This window comes from Verrucomicrobia bacterium S94 (assembly GCA_004299845.1).
Classification (GTDB): domain Bacteria; phylum Verrucomicrobiota; class Kiritimatiellia; order Kiritimatiellales; family Pontiellaceae; genus Pontiella.
In genome coordinates, this window is record CP036201.1 from 472551 (window position 1) to 492902 (window position 20352).

At 53.4% G+C, this 20352-nt stretch carries 21 protein-coding genes and 1 tRNA gene; 16 read left to right on the forward strand and 6 right to left on the reverse strand.

Annotated elements, in window-relative coordinates:
* Positions 1 to 121 precede the first annotated feature (121 nt).
* The 13 genes from EGM51_02080 (at position 122) to EGM51_02140 (ending at position 13282) form a co-directional block, all read left to right on the forward strand.
* The gene (locus EGM51_02080; protein QBG46250.1) at positions 122 to 577 is read left to right on the forward strand and encodes a hypothetical protein; all 456 of its coding nucleotides are present in this window, start codon (positions 122 to 124) and stop codon (positions 575 to 577) included.
* 68 nt (positions 578 to 645) lie between these two features.
* Entirely contained in the window at positions 646 to 846 is a 201-nt protein-coding gene (locus EGM51_02085; GenBank protein QBG46251.1) for a hypothetical protein, read from the forward strand.
* Between the two features lie 14 nt (positions 847 to 860).
* Positions 861 to 1775 (forward strand): 16S rRNA (cytosine(1402)-N(4))-methyltransferase RsmH, encoded by a 915-nt coding sequence (gene rsmH / locus EGM51_02090; protein QBG49221.1) that lies wholly within the window; start codon positions 861 to 863, stop codon positions 1773 to 1775.
* A gap of 1 nt (position 1776) precedes the next feature.
* Entirely contained in the window at positions 1777 to 2157 is a 381-nt protein-coding gene (locus EGM51_02095) for a hypothetical protein (GenBank protein QBG46252.1), read from the forward strand.
* A 309-nt stretch (positions 2158 to 2466) separates the two neighbouring features.
* A complete protein-coding gene (locus EGM51_02100) occupies positions 2467 to 4311 on the forward strand; it encodes a penicillin-binding protein 2 (protein ID QBG46253.1) in 1845 nt (614 codons plus the stop codon).
* Positions 4286 to 5743 carry a UDP-N-acetylmuramoyl-L-alanyl-D-glutamate--2,6-diaminopimelate ligase gene (locus EGM51_02105; GenBank protein QBG46254.1) on the forward strand — a complete coding sequence of 486 codons (1458 nt, stop codon included), beginning with the start codon at positions 4286 to 4288 and terminating at the stop codon, positions 5741 to 5743. The genes EGM51_02100 and EGM51_02105 overlap by 26 nt, the downstream gene beginning before the upstream one ends.
* Positions 5743 to 7089 (forward strand): UDP-N-acetylmuramoyl-tripeptide--D-alanyl-D-alanine ligase, encoded by a 1347-nt coding sequence (locus EGM51_02110; protein ID QBG46255.1) that lies wholly within the window; start codon positions 5743 to 5745, stop codon positions 7087 to 7089. The genes EGM51_02105 and EGM51_02110 overlap by 1 nt, the downstream gene beginning before the upstream one ends.
* A gap of 83 nt (positions 7090 to 7172) precedes the next feature.
* Positions 7173 to 8312 carry a phospho-N-acetylmuramoyl-pentapeptide-transferase gene (locus EGM51_02115; GenBank protein ID QBG46256.1) on the forward strand — a complete coding sequence of 380 codons (1140 nt, stop codon included), beginning with the start codon at positions 7173 to 7175 and terminating at the stop codon, positions 8310 to 8312.
* Positions 8312 to 9595: a UDP-N-acetylmuramoyl-L-alanine--D-glutamate ligase gene (gene murD, locus EGM51_02120; GenBank protein QBG46257.1), complete on the forward strand. Its 1284-nt coding sequence runs from the start codon at positions 8312 to 8314 to the stop codon at positions 9593 to 9595. The genes EGM51_02115 and murD overlap by 1 nt, the downstream gene beginning before the upstream one ends.
* Positions 9596 to 9656: 61 nt before the next feature.
* The gene (locus tag EGM51_02125) at positions 9657 to 10607 is read left to right on the forward strand and encodes a LysM peptidoglycan-binding domain-containing protein (protein ID QBG46258.1); all 951 of its coding nucleotides are present in this window, start codon (positions 9657 to 9659) and stop codon (positions 10605 to 10607) included.
* Positions 10608 to 10627: 20 nt separating this feature from the next.
* The gene (gene ftsW, locus EGM51_02130; GenBank protein QBG46259.1) at positions 10628 to 11755 is read left to right on the forward strand and encodes a putative lipid II flippase FtsW; all 1128 of its coding nucleotides are present in this window, start codon (positions 10628 to 10630) and stop codon (positions 11753 to 11755) included.
* A gap of 2 nt (positions 11756 to 11757) precedes the next feature.
* Positions 11758 to 12603, forward strand: coding sequence for a hypothetical protein (locus EGM51_02135; GenBank protein QBG46260.1), 846 nt, complete (start codon positions 11758 to 11760; stop codon positions 12601 to 12603).
* On the forward strand, positions 12596 to 13282 hold the full coding sequence (locus tag EGM51_02140; GenBank protein QBG46261.1) for an RluA family pseudouridine synthase: 687 nt from the start codon (positions 12596 to 12598) through the stop codon (positions 13280 to 13282). Before EGM51_02135 ends, EGM51_02140 begins: the two co-directional genes overlap by 8 nt.
* On the opposite strand, the gene rlmD is transcribed toward EGM51_02140, so the two are convergent.
* A complete protein-coding gene (gene rlmD, locus EGM51_02145; GenBank protein ID QBG46262.1) occupies positions 13279 to 14712 on the reverse strand; it encodes a 23S rRNA (uracil(1939)-C(5))-methyltransferase RlmD in 1434 nt (477 codons plus the stop codon). The two genes, EGM51_02140 and rlmD, sit on opposite strands and share 4 nt — an antisense overlap.
* A 115-nt stretch (positions 14713 to 14827) precedes the next feature.
* Here rlmD and EGM51_02150 point away from each other — a divergent pair, with 115 nt between their 5' ends.
* Together EGM51_02150 and trxA are read left to right on the forward strand one after the other, a co-directional pair.
* Positions 14828 to 15334: a nitroreductase family protein gene (locus tag EGM51_02150; protein QBG46263.1), complete on the forward strand. Its 507-nt coding sequence runs from the start codon at positions 14828 to 14830 to the stop codon at positions 15332 to 15334.
* A 75-nt stretch (positions 15335 to 15409) separates the two neighbouring features.
* Complete coding sequence (gene trxA / locus EGM51_02155; GenBank protein QBG46264.1) at positions 15410 to 15730, forward strand: thioredoxin; 321 nt, start codon at positions 15410 to 15412, stop codon at positions 15728 to 15730.
* Positions 15731 to 15863: 133 nt separating this feature from the next.
* Here the strand turns inward: trxA and EGM51_02160 are convergent.
* From EGM51_02160 to EGM51_02170, 3 genes are all read right to left on the reverse strand, one after another.
* Positions 15864 to 15941: transfer RNA gene (locus tag EGM51_02160), tRNA-Pro, on the reverse strand.
* A 102-nt stretch (positions 15942 to 16043) separates the two neighbouring features.
* Complete coding sequence (locus EGM51_02165) at positions 16044 to 17045, reverse strand: rhodanese-related sulfurtransferase (GenBank protein QBG46265.1); 1002 nt, start codon at positions 17043 to 17045, stop codon at positions 16044 to 16046.
* An 87-nt stretch (positions 17046 to 17132) separates the two neighbouring features.
* Positions 17133 to 17438 (reverse strand): hypothetical protein, encoded by a 306-nt coding sequence (locus tag EGM51_02170; protein QBG46266.1) that lies wholly within the window; start codon positions 17436 to 17438, stop codon positions 17133 to 17135.
* A gap of 323 nt (positions 17439 to 17761) precedes the next feature.
* On the opposite strand from EGM51_02170, the gene EGM51_02175 reads away from it, so the two are divergent.
* On the forward strand, positions 17762 to 17965 hold the full coding sequence (locus tag EGM51_02175) for an anti-sigma factor antagonist (GenBank protein ID QBG49222.1): 204 nt from the start codon (positions 17762 to 17764) through the stop codon (positions 17963 to 17965).
* Between the two features lie 60 nt (positions 17966 to 18025).
* Here EGM51_02175 and EGM51_02180 read toward each other — a convergent pair whose 3' ends face one another.
* Together EGM51_02180 and EGM51_02185 are read right to left on the reverse strand one after the other, a co-directional pair.
* Entirely contained in the window at positions 18026 to 18388 is a 363-nt protein-coding gene (locus tag EGM51_02180; protein ID QBG46267.1) for an anti-sigma factor antagonist, read from the reverse strand.
* Positions 18385 to 20319 carry a hypothetical protein gene (locus EGM51_02185; GenBank protein ID QBG46268.1) on the reverse strand — a complete coding sequence of 645 codons (1935 nt, stop codon included), beginning with the start codon at positions 20317 to 20319 and terminating at the stop codon, positions 18385 to 18387. The genes EGM51_02180 and EGM51_02185 overlap by 4 nt, the downstream gene beginning before the upstream one ends.
* Positions 20320 to 20352: the final 33 nt, after the last annotated feature.

Below are 20352 nucleotides of genomic sequence, written 5' to 3' on the forward strand. Positions count from 1 at the left end.
ATAACCCGCATTTTTCCCAATGACTGGAAAATTATGTTCAAATTAATGAATAAACCCTTTGACGGGGGGGTGTCTTGGTGGCATAAAATCCCACGAAAGGGAGCAAGGTGGAGTAAGTATCATGGAAGCGCAACAGAATATGCCGGCACTGTTTGTGGGATCGTTCACGCATTCCCTTGATGCCAAGCGGCGTATGATTTTTCCGTCGGCCTGGCGGAATCTGGCCGGTGGTTCAAACCAGTTGTTTGCTTTTCCGCATCCGGAGGAGAAGTGTCTCTATCTGTATACGGCGGCGGAAATGATGCGGAGGATCAATGAACTGCGGAACAGCGGTTCGATCGATGCCGGTGATCAGCAGGCCATCCGGTCGATCACGGCCGGTGCGGAACTGCTGACGTGGGATGCGCAGGGGCGCATTCGGATCGGTGAAAATCTGCTGGCCCATATAGAGGTGAAAGAACAGTTGGTGCTGGTTGGTGCACTGACACGTATCGAGCTGTGGAGCTCTGAGAATTTTGATCTGGCACTGCCGCAGGAGTCATCTGCGGCGGAGAATGTATTTTTTGGTGGATATTAAAACAGGAAAGGATGGATTGCCGAATGCGGGAATGTGTACGCGGAGCGGCAGTTTTCGGGAGATAAGGAATGAGTATGCTGGATGTGGCAAAATACCTGAGTTATTCGCGTTCGATTGATAATTCAAAAGACCGGGAGCGGATTTTCAGCCTGAAGCAGGTGAACTCCGGACATCTTTTTTCCTGTCTCTACAGTTCTCATCGTCATTGGTGTTTCGGCCGGAAGCCGGTCGATAATGAACAGTTTTCAACGTTTGGAAAAGGAGTCTAGTGCATATTCCCGTGATGCTCAGCGAGTGCCTTGAGGCACTTATTACGGATCCGAAGGGGATCTATGTGGACGGGACGCTGGGTAACGGCGGGCATTCGGCCGAAATTCTGAAAAGGCTGGACGACGGAGGAACGCTGATCGGATTTGACCGGGATACGGATGCCATTGAGCGGGTGCAGAACAGGTTGTTCAGCGGTGAGGGGAAGCGTGTGGAACTGATTCACGATAACTATGCAAATATGGCGCTGCAGCTCGATCGACTCGGTGTGGGCAAGATCGATGGGTTGCTGCTTGATCTCGGCGTCAGTTCTTTTCAGCTGGATGTGGCGGACCGGGGTTTCAGTTTTCAGCAGGATGCACCGATCGATATGCGTATGGACCGGACGCAGGGCCGGACCGCCGGAGAGCTGGTGAATCATGCGCCGGAAAACGAGCTGGCCGAGATTATCTATCGTTTCGGCGAAGAAAAGGCCTCGCGCCGAATTGCCCGAGCCATAGTCGGGGCGCGCTCGAAAAAGGACATTGAAACGACGCTGGAGCTGGCCGCGATTGTTGAAAAGGCCAAGGGCGGACGAAAAGGTAAAAAAACGCATCCGGCGACGCAGACTTTTCAGGCGTTGCGTATGGCGGTGAATGATGAACTGGCGGGTATTGAACAGGTGCTTGAAACGATGATTGAGCGGGTTGTGGAAGGCGGGCGCATGGTGGTGCTTACGTTTCACAGTCTGGAAGACCGGATGGTGAAGCAGTTTTTTGCGCGGCATGTGCCGCGGGAGGAGTCGTTGCAGCAGGGCGGAGTGAAAAGAATCTATGAAGAGCCGCCGGTGAAATGGATTTGGAAAAAACCGTTGATGGCAACGGAAGAGGAGCAGGCCGTTAATCCTCGGTCGCGTTCGGCAAAGCTGCGCGCCGTGGAGGTGGGAGTATAAAATGGCTGTGAAAAAGCGAAAGACCGCAAAAAAGAAAATGAAGCAGAACCAGGTGCAGGTGCCGTTTCCGGTACTGCTTGCCAATGTGTTGGTGCTGGTTGCGGTTATGGGGTTGAGCTACATGTGGCTCTGTTCGCGCTGTGATGCGCTCGGGAAAGAGATTAAGGCCAAAGAGGCCGAGCTGGCCCGGGCGAAAAAACGTTTGGTAAACGAGCAGGACCGCTGGTCCACCACAACGTCACCGGCCAATCTGGAACGGGCGATTAAACGGCATCGGCTCAGCATGTCCATGCCGGATCTCAGTCGCGTGGTTGAGGTGGGTCATTGGGATGCGGCAGCGCGGACGGCAATGAACGGCGGAGTCCGCCACAGTGTGCAGTAACTGTCCGAGGAAGAAACTTTTCACCAGGAAAGGGAACAGGAAAATGGAAACTGAAAAAGTAAACGTACTGTATGACGAAAACGGCCAGGCGGTTCGGGTTCAGTTGGACTTCGACCTGTACCAGTGGCTGATCAATCAGGTTGCGGAACCGGAGCAGTCATTTGCTGCTGCGCGTTAGGCATCGCCACAGGAAAAAGGGCCTGCATGGGGTATGCAGGCTGAACAGCGGAATTTTTGAATAATTCATTTCCCGCGATGCGCCTTAGCGCATGGCGGGTTTTTTCAGCTTAGAGGGAGTGGATATATCGAATGGCGGAAGTGCGGTTCAGGGGACGGGTAATCGTTCTGGTGAGCGTGGTGGTACTGGTGTTTGCCGGCATCGCCAGTCGCCTTGCCGTGCTGCACCTGCGGCCTGCCGAATGGGTGTTGGAACCTATTGAAGAGGGCCGGATGTACGAAACCAAGCCGATGGGAAGCCGGGGTCGGATTGTTGACCGTAACGGTGAAATTCTGGCGATGGATCTGGCGGCGTATCATGTTTATGTCGATCCGAAATATATTGCAGCGCATGGCGATCCGGACACTGTCTGCCGGTATCTTGCGCAGGAATTCCGTATTCCTGAGTCAGAAATACGGGAGAAGCTGGTCCGGACCAACCGGGAGTATGTACGCATTAAAAAATTTGTTCCCGGTCATAAGCTGAAGCGGTTCACGCGAAAAAGTCTGGGGTTGATGTACACGCCGCCGGCAGACGGCAGTGGCAGTGAGACCAATATTTATCTGCGAGGTGTCGGTCTGGAGGAGGCGCCGATTCGAAATTATCCGAAAGGCCCTCTGATGGCGCATGTGGTCGGTTTCGCGAATCAGGAAGGTGTGGGGTCTGCCGGCATTGAGCAGCAAATGGATGTCTATCTGCGCGGAAAAGAGGGGCTGCGGATCAGTAAAAAAGATGGGCGCCGCCGCGAAATCTATAAAACCCGCACCGTTGATATTAAACCCGAGGACGGGGCCACCGTTATGCTGACGCTCGATCAGCAGCTTCAGTATGTGGTTGAAAAAACAGTGGAAAAAACGTGCCGGGAATTTAATGCAAAAGCGGCCTGGGCCATTGTGCAGCATGTGCGGACCGGTGAAATTCTGGCGATGGCCTCGTTCCCGACCTATGATCTGAACCGTTATGCCAGAGCCCCGGCGGAGTGGCGGCGTAACCGGGCTGTGAGTTTTAACTATGAGCCCGGTTCCACGATGAAGGCGGCGGTGATTGCCGCCGCGCTGGATAACGACATTGTGAATGAAGACGATATATTCGATTGCGAAAACGGTTATTGGGTCTATGGCGGGAAATCGCTGCGCGACAGTCATGGTGAAGGTGAAATCAGTGTTGCGGAAATCATCAAGGTTTCGAGTAATATCGGAACGGCGAAAATTGCTCTGAAGATGGGGAATCAGCTGGTGTATGACAGTTTGAAAAAGTTCCATTTCGGCGAACGGTTCAATGTTGGTATTCCGGGTGAAGAGGCCGGAATTTTTTATTCGCCGAAACATTGGTCGAAAATATCCGTTACCCGTATCGGTATGGGACATGAGATCGGCGTGACGGCCCTGCAGATTGTGTCGATGATGAGTGCAATTGCCTACAACGGTGTGCAGATGCAGCCTTATCTTGTCAGGAAGGTGGTAGGCTCCAGCGGAGAAGTTCTTGAGGAAAACAAACCGAAAGTGCTCGGCCGCCCGCTCTCTCCGACGGTGGCGCGGCGTATGCAGAAACTGCTGGCCAGCGTGGTGATGGATGAAGGCGGCACCGGAAGCAAGGCCCGGGTGGAGGGATACACGGTGGGTGGTAAAACCGGAACCGCCCAGAAAATACGGCCCCGGGAAGAGGGGGCGGATACTACGCCAAAAATTTCACGTCTTCATTTGTTGGATTTCTTCCGGTTGAAGCGCCGGAGCTGTGCATTGTGGTTGTGGCCGATGATCCGGGAACGTATACGGATACGGGAAGGAAAACCGGATATTATGGAGGTGCGGTCTGCGGGCCGGCCTTTAAAGAGATTGCTGAGTTCGCGGTGCGATATCTTCGGATTGCACCCGATGGAAACCGAATTTATGTGGCGGGGCCGGACGACGAATGAAATTGAAGAATCTGCTGGATAAAATTGAATCGGTCGGATTTTCGGGCGATGCGAAGGTTACGTTCGAGGGCGTGGTCTACGATTCGCGCAAGGTAAAGCCCGGCGATCTGTTTGTGGCGGTTGCCGGGCATCAGGTCGATGGCGCGGAGTTCATCACACAGGCGGTTGCCGCCGGTGCGTCGGTGGTGGTTTCGGAGAGCTGTCTGAATCTGGGTTCCGGGGTGGCGCATGTGCAGGTTGCTGATTCACGAAAAGCGCTGGCCGAAATTTCGGCGTTTTTTTACGGTGATCTTTCCCGGAAAATGAAAGTGATCGGCGTGACGGGAACCAACGGGAAAACCACAACCACATATATGATCCGCGAGATTCTGCGCGAAGCCGGACATAAGACAGGATTGCTGGGAACGGTTGCGTACGAAATCGGCGGCCGGTCCATTCCCGCTTTGCGTACAACGCCGGAAGCGCCGGACATCCATTCCTTGTTTGCCCGGATGGACGAGGCGGGGTGTGAGTATGTTGTGATGGAGGTGTCTTCGCATGCGCTTGCGCTGAAAAGAGTGGAGGGGATTACGTTCAGTATTTCTGTGTTCACCAATCTGACTCAGGACCATCTGGATTATCATCATGACATGGAGACCTATTTTGACGTGAAAGCGGAACTGTTCCGGACTATGGAGAAGAAAAGGGGCGGTTCGGCGGTTATTAATGTCGACGATTCCTGGGGGCGCAGGCTGATCGGTGAAAAGCAGATTGAAGCGGAAATTGTTTCCTATGGATTTCATGAAAAAGCCACTGCGTCGGTCGCGGATGCATCGGTGCGGGTCGACGGCACGCGCTTTCATGTTTCCACTCCGTGGGGCGATGCGGCGATTCATCTGCAGCTGCTGGGGCGGTTTAATATTCACAACGCGCTGGCTGCTCTGTGCGTCGGTGGTCTATGCGGGATTGATCTTAAAACCGTGGTTCGGGCGTTGGAGAAAATCGCTGCGGTTCCGGGACGGCTGGAGGCGGTGCCGAACCGAAAACATAAAAATGTATTCGTGGATTATGCACATACGGATGATGCGCTGAGCAATGTTCTGAGTACTCTGCGCGAAATCTGCAAAGGGAAGCTGGTGGTGGTGTTCGGGTGCGGCGGAAATCGAGATCGGGGTAAGCGGGAGAAAATGGGACGTGTTGCCGCAACGCTGGCGGACTTCAGTATTGTGACTTCCGACAATCCGCGCGACGAGGAGCCGAAAACGATTGTGGCGGATATTTTACAGGGTTTTGAGCGACAGGAACGGGTTGAAGTGGTGCTTGACCGCCGCGATGCCATTGCAAAAGGCATTGCCATGCTGGGGCGTAAAGATGTGCTGCTGGTAGCGGGAAAAGGTCACGAAACCTATCAGGAAATCAAGGGTGCGGTTATTCCGTTTGATGACCGTGAAACCGTCAGGGAGTTGATCGGGTGATGCGTAGTTTCCGACCAGGAGAATTATCGCAGTGGGTTTCCAGACTCTGGAAAAACGGTATGCCGGCGCAGCGTATTACCGGCATCTGCCACGATACCCGGAAAATCCGTCCCGGAGAGCTTTATGTGGCGATTCGCGGGGCGCATTTCGACGGGCATGAATTTGTGCAGGCGGCTAAGGAAAAAGGCGCGGCCGGGGCTTTGGTGGATGACTGTTTTCCGGGATTGGATCATTTCCCGCTGCTCCAGGTGTCCAACACGATCAAAGGGCTGCAGGATATGGCGGCCGGATATCGGAAAGAATGGGTTTCATCCACTGTCGGGATCACCGGGAGTGTTGGAAAAACCACCGTGAAAGAAATGTGTGCCGATGTGTTGTCGATGGATGGTCCGACGCACCGGACCGCCGGAAACTTCAATAACCACATTGGACTTCCGCTTACCATGCTCGATATGCCGCAGCAGGCGCGGTACGGCGTTTTTGAAATCGGAATGAATCATCCCGGCGAGATCGGTCCGCTGACCGATTTACTCCGGCCGAAATACGGCATTATCACCACCATCGGAAATGCGCACCGGGAGGCCTTTCAGTCGCTGCAGGAAATTGCAAATGAAAAAATGAAGCTGGCTGAGCGGATATTGGATTCCGGACTGCTTTTTCTCGATCGCGATTCCCGATGGTTTCCGATGATCCGTCAGCATACAACGGCGGAGGTTGTGACAGTTTCGTTTGAGGGTGAGGCCGATTATACGGGGCGGTATGCCGGTGAGCGTTTGATGACGGTGGACGATTATACTTATACGATTCCGAAACCCGGTGAATATATGATGCGGAATGCGCTCTTTGCTATTGCTCTGGGGCTTCAGCTGAAGCTTTCGCCGGAGGAGATCAATGCAGGCCTTTCCCGCTTCAAAGCTCCGCCGATGAGGTGGGAAAAATTGATCGTGCACGGTATTCATTTTGTCAATGATGCCTATAATGCGAATCCGCTCTCGATGCGGGCCAGTCTGGAAACCTTTGCCCGGATTCCGGGGGTCGGCCGGCGCTGGGCGGTGATTGGCGGAATGCGCGAACTGGGGGCGGTGTCTGAGGAGGAACATGCTGAATTGGGCCGCTTTATTGACGGGCTTGGTCTTGACGGTGTGATCACGGTCGGAACGCTGGGCGCGCAGATTCAGTGCACCCGTGTGCCGTTTTTTTTCCATACGCAGGAAAAAGCTGAAGCCGCCGCGGTATTAAAAGAACAGCTCTCTGCCGGAGCGCATGTGCTGCTGAAGGCTTCGCGGGGGGAAGAGCTTGAAAAGGTGATTGGTTTTTTTGCTGAACTATCCGGTCCGGAAGGCTGAGCGCATAAGGAGTGTTCCGAAAGGCGTCTGCTCTCCGGCCTTGTTTTATTTGAATGAAATTTTTGAACTGAAGGAAAACTGTAATGCTGTACTATCTTTCGCTGCTCGAAGGGGCGCTTTCTGAGCTCCGCCTTTTTCAATACATCACCTTTCGCACACTCGGTGCGGCTTCGACAGCATTTATACTTTCACTGCTTCTGGCTCCGGCGCTGATCCGGCGGCTGAAGATCGTCAACTTCGGCGATCTGGTTGAGGATGAACGGGTGGGGGCGCTGGATAAGAGCAAAAAGGTGGGCACGCCTACGATGGGCGGGCTGCTGATCATTCTTTCCACAACGGCGGCGACCCTGCTTTGGGCGATTCCCGCGAATACGTATGTGCTGATTACACTCGGAACGTTTGTGCTGATGGGGATGATCGGCTTTGCCGATGACCTGTTGAAAATCAAACGCCGCAACGGGCTTAGTGTAAAAATGAAATTCGGCGCTCAGCTGCTCTGGACGGTTCTTGTTTTCGCGGTGCTCTGGCTGGTGCCTGAAACGCGGGAGCGTGTGACGGATCTGATGATTCCTTTTTTCAAAAATCCTGTTATCCAGTTGTCAATGGTTCCGGCCTTTCTTTTCATGTTCTTTGTGCTTGTCGGCGCATCGAATGCTGTGAATCTGACGGACGGACTCGATGGCCTGGCTATCGGGTGTTCAAATTCCGTGGCTGTGGCGTATCTGATTCTGACCTACATGGCGGGGCATTATAATTTTGCCGAATATCTGCAGGTACCTTTTGTGAAAGGCAGCGGAGAGCTGACGGTGTTCTGCGGGGCACTGCTGGGTTCGGGGCTTGGGTTTCTGTGGTATAACTGTCATCCGGCTAAAATTTTTATGGGCGATACGGGATCGCTTGCACTCGGCGGGGCCATTGCCATGCTGGCGATTCTGATTAAGCAGGAACTGCTGCTGGTCATTGTCGGCGGTGTATTTGTGCTGGAAGCCGCCAGTGTGGTTATTCAGAGCGGCTGGTTTAAATATACCCGGAAAAAATACGGTGAAGGGCAGCGGGTTTTCAAATGTGCTCCGTTGCACCATCATTTTGAATTTGTTGAAAAAGAGCGGGCGATGGATCAGAACCGTCCACCGGAACTGGTCGAAACAGTCATTGTCACCCGTTTCTGGATTCTCTCCATCATCTTTGCACTTATCGGCGTTGCAACCCTGAAGATTAGATAATGCAAGCGTATCAGACAGCATTGATTCTTGGATACGGACGGTCGGGCCGGGCGGCGGAGGCGTTGTTGCAGTCGGAGGGATGCGTGACGACGGTGGCTTCGGATGACCGGATGGATGACGCGGCATTTTTCCGGCATCTGGAAAAGTCGGATTTTGAAGTCTGTATTGTCAGTCCCGGTTTTGCGTTGGAACATCCCTGGATGATTGCAGTGCGGCATGCGGGGATTCCGCTGCTTTCGGAGCTGGAGCTGGGATGGTCGCGGTATAGGGGGAGGACGATTGCGGTAACGGGATCGAATGGAAAAAGCACGGCGGTGAAGTGGATCTGTGAAAGTCTGGTTGCATCCGGTCTAAAAGCGGAGATCGGCGGTAACTACGGTATTCCGGCGAGCGAAGTGGTCGCGGAGCATCCGGATCTGGACTGGCTGGTGCTGGAGGTCAGTTCGTTCCAGCTGGAAACCGTGCAGGAATTCGATGCTGATATTGCCGTTGTGCTGAATGTGCTGCCGAACCACCTGAACCGGCACGGTACGATGGAGCGGTATCTGGAAACCAAGGCCCGTATTTTCGGTACATCCAGAGCCGGTGGTATCTGTGTTGTTCCGGAGCAGCTGAAAAAATGTTTTATGAATGCTGTTCCGGTGGAGCGAAACTGGGTGACGTTCGGTGAAGGCGGGTTGTTCCGTTTTTGCGCGGGGCGTATTTTCAAGGGGCAGAAAAGCGTGCTTGATCTGCGGGAGACCCTGTTTGATACGCCGGTCATCGGTGGTTGCACGGGTGCCGCGGTAACGGCGGTTTTTGAAGCGGGCGGTCTGGATGCAGGAGCGCTTGAGCGGACAGCGAAGATTTTTAAACCCTTGCGCCATCGGCTTCAACGACTGGGTGAGGTGAACGGGGTGGTTTATGTAAATGACTCCAAGGCGACCAATCTGGCGGCTATGGCGGCGGCGGTTGGCGCGATCGGCCGTGATATCCATTTGATAGCGGGTGGTTTGCCGAAGGAGACCGACTACACTTTTGTTAAAGAAATACTGGCGGAACGGGTAAGGACGATATACGTTATCGGACAAGCATCTCGAGCGATGTTTGAGGCTTGGAATACGGTTTGTCCGTGCGTGGAGTGCGGTACACTTGAAGGGGCTTTCCGCAGTGCCGCGCAGGCGGCTGCAGCCGGTGACACCGTGCTTCTTTCACCCGGTTGTGCAAGCTTTGACCAGTTCGACGGGTTTGAGGAACGTGGTGAATGTTTCGAAAAGCTGTTTAATGGTGTAAAACATGCTTGATTGGTGCTTCGTTTAGGAAGGTAAACAGCGGGCGTCTGGAACGCCGGAACAGGAGTTTAACATGAAAATCGGATCTTCATTTTTTATGGCCGTAGCCGTATTGAGCGCATTGGCGCTGACGCAGGGCTGTGTAACCACTGAATCGCAGGGCAGTGTGCGTGGCCCGGGGGCAAAAACCAAGGGCCCGTTCTGGCATAACCATAAAGGTAAGACAGCGGCTGAAGGAACAGCGGTTGCTCTGGAGCCGTATGACACCTTCGATGACACCAGTACTGACCTATTTACTATAGACGAAGTCAGCACCTCCGATTATCAGGGCGGTCCGAATACCGGTGCGTCATCGTATGGCGAAACTGAAATCTACATTGTTCAGAAAGGTGATGTACTCTCCCAGATTGCTGTGGACTGCGATACCACGACCGCCAGATTGGTGCAAATGAACGGTCTGACCAATCCGGATGTGCTTTATGTGGGCCAGGAACTGCGCGTTCCGGCAGGCAGCAAAGGTACAACCTCCAAACCGACCGGAACCGTAAAATCCGGCGGAGTATACATTATCCAGAAGGGGGATACTCTTTCAGAAATCGCACTGGCAGCCGGTGTCACCATTAATGACCTGCGGGCCGTTAACGATCTGAAGGGGGACATGATCATGGCTGGCGAAGAGCTGAACATTCCGTCCTATGGAAAAGTTCCAAGCAGCACTAAGAGGGCGGCGTCTAAAACCTCCACCGCCTCCACCAAAACCTCCAAGCCTGAGCCGGAGCCTGAACCTGCAATGACGGCGGAACCGGAACCGCAGCCGCTGGCCGCGCTTGAAGATCCGGCCCCGGCCCCGGTTGTTGAAGTAGATAACATTGTGGTTGATGAAGTCATGTATCCGGGCGAAACCCTCGACGATAAGGCACGTCAGTATGGTGTTTCTAAGGCCGAGATCATGCGTCTGAACGGTATTACCGACGAATCCCAGGTTCGTGAAGGTCAGACTATCCGTATTCCGGTTGCCGACTAAAAACTGTTTGGCGGGAATCAATGCGCAGAACGATTTCGCTGTTTATCGCCATTGTATTGATTCTTGTCACTATCGGCATTCTGATTCTTGCGAGCGCAAGTTCGGCGAAGTATGACGATGCCACTTATTTTGTGCGCCGTCAGCTCATGTGGCTGGCGGTTGCTTTTTGTGCGGCTGCAGTGGCTGCGCGTTTCGATTACAGTAACTACAAAAAACTCGCCCTTCCTCTGGCCGTATTTTCGGTGTTTCTGCTGATCCTGGTCCGTATTCCGGGCATTGGAAACAACATCAACGGAAGCTGGCGCTGGATCAAGCTCGGTCCCGTTTCCGTTCAGCCATCAGAAATCGCCAAGGTGGGAATGATTATACTTTTTGCCTGGTGGCTGGCCCGGAATCAGCGGCGGATCGATGAATTGAAACGCGGTATTCTGATTCCGTTTGCCATGCTTGGAATCTTTGCTGTGCTGTTGGTGGTGGAACCGGACTTCGGTACCACCATGCTGGTTTCATCGGTTGCGGTCAGCATGATGTTTCTCGGTGGGGTAAGTATTGCGCCGTTGCTGATCAGCGGGGTTGCCGGGTTGCTGGGCGTGGTCATTCTGATTTTTATGAATCCGGAACGTATGAGCCGGATTCTCGCGTTTCTGGATCCGCAGAAATATGAACAGGACAAGGCGTGGCAGCTGATCAATTCCCTGCGGGCTTTTGCCGGGGGAGAGGTGAGCGGTGTCGGTTTCGGAAACAGCATGCAGAAATATCACTATCTTCCTGAAGCGCACACTGACTTTATTTTTCCGATCATTGGAGAGGAACTCGGTCTGATTGCATCGCTGATCGTTGTTTCCATGTATCTGCTGCTCTTTATTTTCGGTCTGCGTATTGCCTTCAATGCCAAGGATGATTTCGGGCGGCTGCTGGCCTACGGAATCACATTGATGATCACCATTCAGGCACTCATCAATTTTGCGGTGGTGACCGGAAGCGTACCGACAAAAGGGCTGGCGCTGCCGTTTATCAGTTACGGAGGGTCGAGTTTAGCCATCTCCGGGGTGATGATCGGCATCCTGATCAATGTGGCGTATGCCGGCATGAAAGCACCATCCCAATCTGCACGTAACCCCTTTAGAGATCGGGTAAGGAAAATTTAGTTATGAACGATGAATATGAGTTGCTCGACAGCGGAAACGGAAAAAAGCTGGAGCGTTATGGTAATGTCATTCTTGAGCGTCCGGCCGCGCAGGCGGTATGGGCTCCGCAGTTTCCCGACCGCTGGGAAAAAGCAACCGCGCGCTTCGACCGCGTCGGCGGTCTGAACTGGGAGGGGCGCAACCGTATTTCAAAACCATGGAATGTGGATATTGCCGGTGTCACAATGAAACTGTCGGCCACCGATTTCGGGCATATTGGTGCTTTTCCGGAAACCCGCACGCTGTGGCTCTGGATCCGGTCGACGCTCAAAGAGCAAATCCGGAAAAAGGGCCGCGAACTGAAGTTTCTGAATCTCTTTGCCTATTCCGGCGGGGCCACGCTTGCGGCGGCGCAGTCCGGGGCGCAGTGCTGTCATCTAGATGCTTCAAAGGGAATGGTGGACTGGGCGCGGGAAAATGCGGCTCTGAATCATCTGACTGAAGCTCCGATCCGCTGGATTGTGGATGATGTGATTAAATTTCTGCGGCGGGAGGTCAGGCGGGGTAACCGGTATGACGGAATTCTGCTGGATCCGCCGTCGTTCGGCCGGGGAAAAAAGGGGGAGCTGTATAAGATTGAAGACCAGCTGATGACGACGCTCGACCTGGTGGATCAGGTGCTTTCGGATGATCCGGCATTTGTGATTCTGACATCGCACACCCCGGGTTTTTCTCCGATTGTTCTGCGCAATCTGCTGGCGCAGTTTCATGAGGACGGCATCTTTGAATATGGTGAAATGCTGCTGACCGGAAAGCCGGAAGTGAATGAGCTGCCGAACGGAAACTGGGCCCGCTGGATTAATGAATGAGATTCAATATAGTGCCGCTGAACTGGATGATCTGATTCTGTTTGCAGATAACCACCTGCTGGCCGTGAACAAGCCGGCGGGGCTGTTAACGCAGGACAGCGGAACGGGGCTGCGAAATCTCGAAGACTGGTCTCGGGAATGGGTGCGGGTGGATAAAAACAAACCCGGCGCAGTTTTTCTGAATGCGGTACACCGGATCGATAAAGTAGTGAGCGGCGTTGTGCTGTTTGCCCGCACGAGTAAGGCGCTCGGCCGGCTCAACGAAGATGTCCGTAAACGCAATGTGAAAAAGGTTTATCATGTACTGGTGGAAGGGGCGCCGGGGAAACCGGCGGATAAACTGATCCACTGGTTGAGTCACGAAAATCATAAGGCCCGCGTTTGTCGGGAGGGTGATAAAGGCGCGCAGCGTGCCGTGCTCTGTTACCGGGAACTTCCCGAGGGCGGTAGCTTTCAGAGGCTGGAGGTTGATCTTGAAACCGGCCGCTACCATCAGATCCGTGCGCAGCTGGCGGCCATCGGCTGCCCGATTGTCGGCGATGCAAAATACGGTTCAAAAACAAAGTCGCCCGACGGAACCATCGCTCTGCACAGCCGGGAGCTGCACGTGCTGCATCCGACCAAAAAAGAGTGGATCAGAATCGTCGCGCCGTATCCGGAAAAATCGTTCTGGAATTAAATCCGTTCAAAGCGGGCGACGGATTCGACGTGGTTGGTCTGGGGGAACATGTCGATGGGCTGGCAGGAGGCGAGCCGGTATCGGCCTTCTTCACAGAGCATTTTTCCATCGCGGGCAAGCGAAGCCGGGTTGCAGCTGACGTAGATAATGACCGGCGGCGCGATTTCCAGCAGCATATTTACCGCTTTGGGGTTCATGCCGGCGCGCGGAGGGTCGGTGATGACCACATCGGGGGAGCCGAAGGCCTCGAGTTCGGGCCTGATGGTTTTGAAATCCTTCATGTCGAGCTGGATGAATTGGCAGTTTTCGACGCCGTGGCGTCCGACGTTTTCGCGGGCATCGTTTACGGAACTTTCAACCAGCTCAACGCCGAGCACTTTTTGACAATGGCTGGAGGCGAAGAGGGTGATGGAACCGGTTCCGCAGAACAGATCGTATACAATGTCCTTTGGTTTCAGTTGTGCCTGTTCGAGAATCAGATTGTACAGTTTTTCGGCCTGGACGGTGTTGGTCTGGAAGAAGGAGTTGGCTGAGATTCGGTAGGTGTAATCGCCGAGCGTATCCTGAATATAACCGGGGCCGTGGAGGATGTATTCCTTTTCGCCGAAGGCAACGGTGTTTTTGGCGGAGGTGGTGTTGTTGACGAAGGTGGTCAGCCGCTCGCCGAGTGCGTTCAGCAGTCGGCCGGTCAGTTTCTTCATCAGTTGCGGGTTGTGCGATGAGGTGACGAGATTGACCATGAATTCGCCGGTGTGTCCGCCGTGACGGACGACGAGGTTGCGCAGTTCGCCGGTATGGGTGTGGGTGGAATAGATCGGTAGCTCTTCTTTATGTTCGAGACAGAATGCGCGGACGGTGTTGAGCGTCAGGTTCATTTCCGGGGTGGAAAGGTCGCAGTGGTCGATATCGATGGCTTTCGAGAAACAGCCGGGGGCGTGGAAGCCGAGTGCAAAATCGAGCGGTTTTTCATGTTTGCCGGGTTCTGTACCCATTTCATCGGGCGTGAGATAACGCAGGTCGGTGAACGAAAAGTCCATTTTGTTACGGTAGCCGAACAGTTCGGGAGCAGGCAGACAGTCGGCGCATTCGATCGTTTTGAAGCCGCCGAGGTGGTTGAGGGCATCCTGCACCTGTTTGCGTTTGAGCCGGAGCTGTTCGGTGTAATCCATGTGCTGCCATTTGCAGCCGCCGCAAAGGCCGAAGTAGGGGCAGACCGGGTCGGTGCGGTGGGGGGAGGGCTTCACCAGTTCGCGCATGCGGGCCACGAGATATTTTTTTTTGATTTTAAAAATCTCGGCTTTCACCGTATCTCCGACGGCGGCGGGGCCCTGCACAAATATGGACATGCCGTCATCCAGCCGCCCGAAGCTCTGATTCTTGTCGCCCAGGTCGATAATTTCGACCTCCACCATCTGTTTCTTTTTATACATAGCGCGCGAGACCATAGTGGAGCGGGGCGGCCGGGGCAAAAATAAAGTCGGGCGGAATTCAGATTGAAGCAGAACGGCAGGGGCGTATTCTTTCTGTTTTAACCATGGGGAAATTATGGAAACGATTAAAAATATTATGACACGCAGGAGTATCCGCAGCTGGACGAATGAGCCGGTTGCAGAGGAAAAACGCAAGGTGATTCTCGAAGCGGCGATGAATGCGCCATCCGCCGCCGATGCTCGGCCCTGGCACTTTGTAACGATGGATGATCCTGAAGTCATCCGGCGGTTTACGAATATGGGGGGAACCGAAATGTTGGAACAGTCGACGTTTATGGTGCTGGTCTGCGGAGAGCAGGCAAAGGAAATCTACCCGGGTTTCTGGCCGCAGGATTGTTCGTGTGCGGCGCAGAATATGCAGCTGGCCGCGCATGATCTCGGTGTCGGCTGTGTGTGGATTGCTGTGCATCCTTTGGAAGAGCGGGAAAAAACGTGCCGTGAAATTCTGAATATTCCGGAACAGATTACCCCGTTTGCGCTGCTGGCCATGGGTATGCCGGCGGAGAAGCATGAGCCGGAGTACCGTTATGACGTGGAGCGGATTCATTCCAATAAATGGTAACCTTTTGCGGTTTTATTTTTGAACACAACGTGGAATGATCCGTCAGAGTTTGAAATTAACAATTGGAGAATAAAAATGGCAGAAGGCGTAATTGAACTGGACGGCAACGGCTATGAAGAAGCGACCAAGAGCGGCGTCGTATTAGTTGACTTCTGGGCACCCTGGTGCGGTCCTTGCAAAATGCAGACCCCGATTCTGGAAAAAGTTGCAGCAGAGGTTGGCGACAAAGCGATCATTGCCAAAGTCAACGTCGATGAAAATCCCGAGCTGGCTGCCAAATACGGCATTCGCTCCATTCCGACTTTGATTCTGCTGAAGGATGGAGAAAACAAACAGCAGTTTGTCGGCCTCCAGCAACAGGCGGCACTGGTTTCGGCCATTGAAGCTGAACAGTAGAGTTTCCATCGTCTGGAAAATAAAAATCCCGTCTTGCCGACGGGATTTTTTTTGTTATCGGAGCTCGACGGAACCTGTCTGCTTCTGAAGTAAAAAACCGGCGAATTCCGATGGAATTCGCCGGTTGTAAGATTGGTCGGAGTGACAAGATTTGAACTTGCGACCTCTACCACCCCAAGGTAGCGCTCTAGCCAGGCTGAGCTACACCCCGACACTTGAAAAGTGATCAAGAAGGCGCAGAAAGTAGCACGGTGCCGCAGGAGCGTCAATGTCCGGATGAGAGAAAAAGAAGCTCACCTGACCCATTGCCGCTTTATGGCGCGTCGATGGTTTTTTTCCGGGCAGCGGCGGTCTGCTCTTTCAGCTTCTGTTTCATGATCCGGCGTTGTTCCGCAAGATCTTTTACCTTCCCGCCGATATGTTCTTCGCCGCGTTCGCGGGCGAGAGCGATCTGGCGTTCGCGTTCCAGGAAGCGGGCTTTCCGCTCGGCGGAATAGCGGTCGTGGCAGTGGGGGCAGCTGACGCCTTTGACGTAAAGCTCGCTTTTTTTATCATCTTCTGTGATGGGCATACGGCAGGCGTGGCATTGATCGTATTCGCCTTTTTCAAGGTTGTGCTTTACGGCCACCCGGTTGTCGAAGACAAAACATTCCCCATTCCACATGGATTCTTCTTCCGGAATTTCCTCCAGATATTTCAGAATGCCGCCTTTTAAGTGATAGACTTCCTCAAAACCGAGTTCTTTCAGGTAGGCCGTGGATTTTTCGCAGCGGATTCCGCCGGTGCAGAACATGGCGACTTTCCGGTGTTTGGAGGGATCTAGATTTTTTTTCACGTATTCCGGAAATTCGCGGAAAGATTCCGTGTTTGGGTTTACAGCGTTTTTAAAGGTTCCGATACCTATCTCATAGTCGTTCCGGGTATCGATCAGCAGGGTTTCGGGATCGCTGATCAGTTCGTTCCAATCCTTCGGTTCCACATAGGTACCCACTGTTTTGCAGGGGTCGATCCCTTTAACACCGAGGGTGACGATTTCTTTTTTAAGCCGGACCTTGGTGCGGTAGAACGGATTGGTTTCGTCATATGACTCTTTGCTGTCGATATCCGCCAGCCGTTCATCGGCTCTGAGGTAAGCGAGCAGTTCATCGATCGCCATACGCGATCCGGCAACGGTGCCGTTAATGCCCTCGGCTGCCAGCAGCAGCGTTCCGCGGATTTCGCGGTCCGTCATAAACTGCAGCAGAGGTTCCCGGAGCGATTCATAGTCATTGAGTTTAACAAACTTATACAGTGCACATACAACAATCGGTTTCATGGCGCGCGCTTTTAAAGATCCGGTTCCGAAATTTCAATGAACAATAGTGGAAAATAAGCCGGCCTCATGCCCAAAGGAAGGGTATTGCTATAAGATTGTTGAATGGATGAAGAATATGACGGCGAGGGTGAGGTAGAGCCCGCCGGCGCAGGCCATCGGAATCCAGACGAGAATGCGGTGTTTGAAGTGGATCTGCATGCTGCGTTCGACAAACCAGGTGAGCGCGAATCCTGCAGGATAGAGAAAAATATAGGGGACAGTCAGAAATCCTTTAAGTTCCTCGAGAGTCCGGAAGTCGCCATAGATCAGTAGGATACGGTGGATGAGGATCAGAAGGGCCCAGCTGATAAACAGACCGGAAGTCGCAATGTAGATTTTTCCGTATGGACTCATGATGTATACCTTGTCTGGATTTTAAAAGTATCCGGTGCCGTGAGTTTGCGCACGCATTTTTTTTATTCCGGTTCTCCATCTTAGCCTGGGGCTGTTTTTAACAACAGAACGTCGAATTCTTCCGGAGCATGAGCGTGATCTTGATGTGATGTGCGGTGACGGGTGTGATGATGAAAAAAGAGATTCCCGTTGAGGAATAGCGCGGGATGAACCTAACTTCTTTAAACGAAACCGGCACATTGATCGTTGAGGTGCAGTGTGCATGTATCGACGCGATGAATTCCGGCGATTTTAGGAAAGAGGTTATGGGCTGCTGAGTCCGGCTGAGAATTTTTTTTGATCTCAAGGGGCTCAGTTTTCCGGACTGTTCCGGTCTCGGGGTGCTGTTGTCCTGTATGCGTCGGGTTCGCACCGGCGGTAAAAGACAGGTGCTGTACAGTCTTCAGCCGAAGGTGCGGAGTTGGTTCATCCGGAACGGGGTTTGGCCATTACTGAAACCCGGGATGACGCATCGGCCATATGATTGAACCTTTCTGAATAAACTACGGATGCGGAGGCTGCTGCAGCGCGGCCTCCTTCTGTTCGTGTTAACTGTGCGGATGGTTTCCGGGTGAGACCGTCAGCACTTCCAGGGCTGCGTCGGTGGTGTCATAAAGATCAAAAATCCGGGTCATTTTCACCAGCCGGAACATGGCCAGGACCTGTTCGCCGACGTGGGTAAGGACCATTTGATTTTCGCTTTCCTTAACTTTGCGTAACAGTGAAAGCAGGGCACCAAGGCCGGTGGAGTCGATGAATTCCACATTCCGGAGATCCATAATGACGTTGAATCCCGGAGTGATTTTTTTTCCGCTGATTTCTTTGAATGCAGGGACCGACTGCACGTCCAGCCGGGGCTGAACCGGTTCAAGTACGATGATTTTACGTTGTTCTATACGGGAGGATTTCATTCGGTGTCTCCTTTTTCTGAGCGATTGAATGTAAGCAATAGCCGGTTCCAGCCATTGTAGCGGGAGTACTCAATCCGGTCGGCGATCTGATTGATAATATGCCACCCGAATCCACTGGTGGATTGGCCGGAGAAGTCGGGGGCGTGAATGGCATCAATATCGAAGGGTTTACCTTTGTCGTACAGGCTGAATGCAATGCTGGCGGGTTGAGAATTTACATGAATCTGAATGGGCTGGTGCTTTTCCGCTTCATAGGCGTGTTTGATAATGTTGATGAGTGCCTCGTGGAGTGCGGTGATAATGTCGTTTTTTCTCTGTCTGGAAATATTATCCTGCGAGGTACTTCTCAACTGTTCGTTGATGAATGCATGAAATTCATCAATAGTCTCTTCGCCATTGATCATGGTCAGGATGTGCGGGGACTGTTTCCCGAAGGTGGGTTCATGCTGGCCGGCCAGATACCGCCGGAGCACGTTGCAATCCGTTCGGAAGCTTTGTGCTGCGGTATAAAAGGATTCCGAGCTGAACTGTTGGTCTGCGGAGCTGTCACCGATGTGGTAACGGTCGACTTCCGCAAGCTGGAACAACCCGGGTTTTCCTCTGAGATATAACCTGCGCCAGTCTTCATTCAGGGCAAGAATTTCCTCGGCGTTCCGCGGGGCGAGTCCTACCCAGTGCAGCTGGCCGAAGGCAATATCCGGCAGGGCAGGGAGGAGACGGAGCAGGGGAAGGATCTGCGCATTTCTGGATTTCGGATCGGCCCGGGTAGTCCACTGATGAAATGAAAACGTTTTCCAGAGTGCGGGATCGGTTTCGGTCGGAATTTTTACACACTGAATGCGTCGGATCGGCAGCTGCCTGTATTTCATAAGACGGACCAGAGCGATCAGTAAAGTGAGCGGCCATGTCAGAAGCAGTATAAGCAGAGCCGCAATCCGGCCGGCGATACCAACGGTTAAACGGCCCCGTCCTTGCTGGTGGTTAGCTGCGATCGGAAAGCGGTCGGAAACCGCCGATGTTTCCGGATCTTTGTAGGCCAGATGGTTACGGTCGATCACAGCCTTTTCGAGTTCGAGTTGGCTTTCTATGCAGGTGTCTTTCATCACGCAACATGCTTTCAGTGTAGTTTGCTTTCGAATAATGCAACGTTCCGCAATGCTGACATCCGGACCGATAACGGAATTTTTTTCGATCCGGCAGTTTTCTCCGATCCAGACCGGAGGCTGAAGCCTGACGGAGGGGTGTATCACGCTTCCGGCACCGATCCATAGCCCTTTTTCCTTTTCGGGCCCGTAGACGAATTGCCCGGGAAACTGATGATGCAACAGGATTTTCGAGGAGGAAAGCAGATGATGTGATGAGCGGCAGTTGAGCTCGGGGCCGTATACAGGTAGAGAGGGAACGTTCTCGCGCAGGAGAAAATCAGCCAGTTCGTCCGGCGAAGCGGCGGTGCAGTGGTTTAGACGAGACGGGGTTAATGAGGCCCATCCGGTCCATACGCCGTTCTCATCCATGAGGAGTGCGGAGCCGTTGGCATGCATACGGTGCAGGTGTTCCGCGTCAAACGGAGGCAGGCGAAACAGATCGCCCAGAAGATATGCGCCCCGGATATCAAGCCTTTTCAGTCGCTCGACAACTGATGCGTTCCGGGAAATGTCGATAAGGCGGATTTTCAGTCCCCAGCGAGTTCCATTGCCGAAAAAAGCGGCGGCAGCATCCGGTTTGTCGTTGATGATGATAACCAGGTCTTCAATGCCCAGGTCGCTCAGTCGCCCGGCAATGCGGTCGGCCATATTTTTTCCGGACAGCGGCAGCAGATAGGCCGGAATATGCTCTGTAATGGGGGCGAGTGAAGTGTCGGCACAGAGTGCCGGCAGTACGGCCGTGCGGAAGGGGGAATCGGCAGAGCCGGAAGAGGATGCTTCAGGCATATCAGTAAGCTCCTTTATCTGTAAATGCTACGG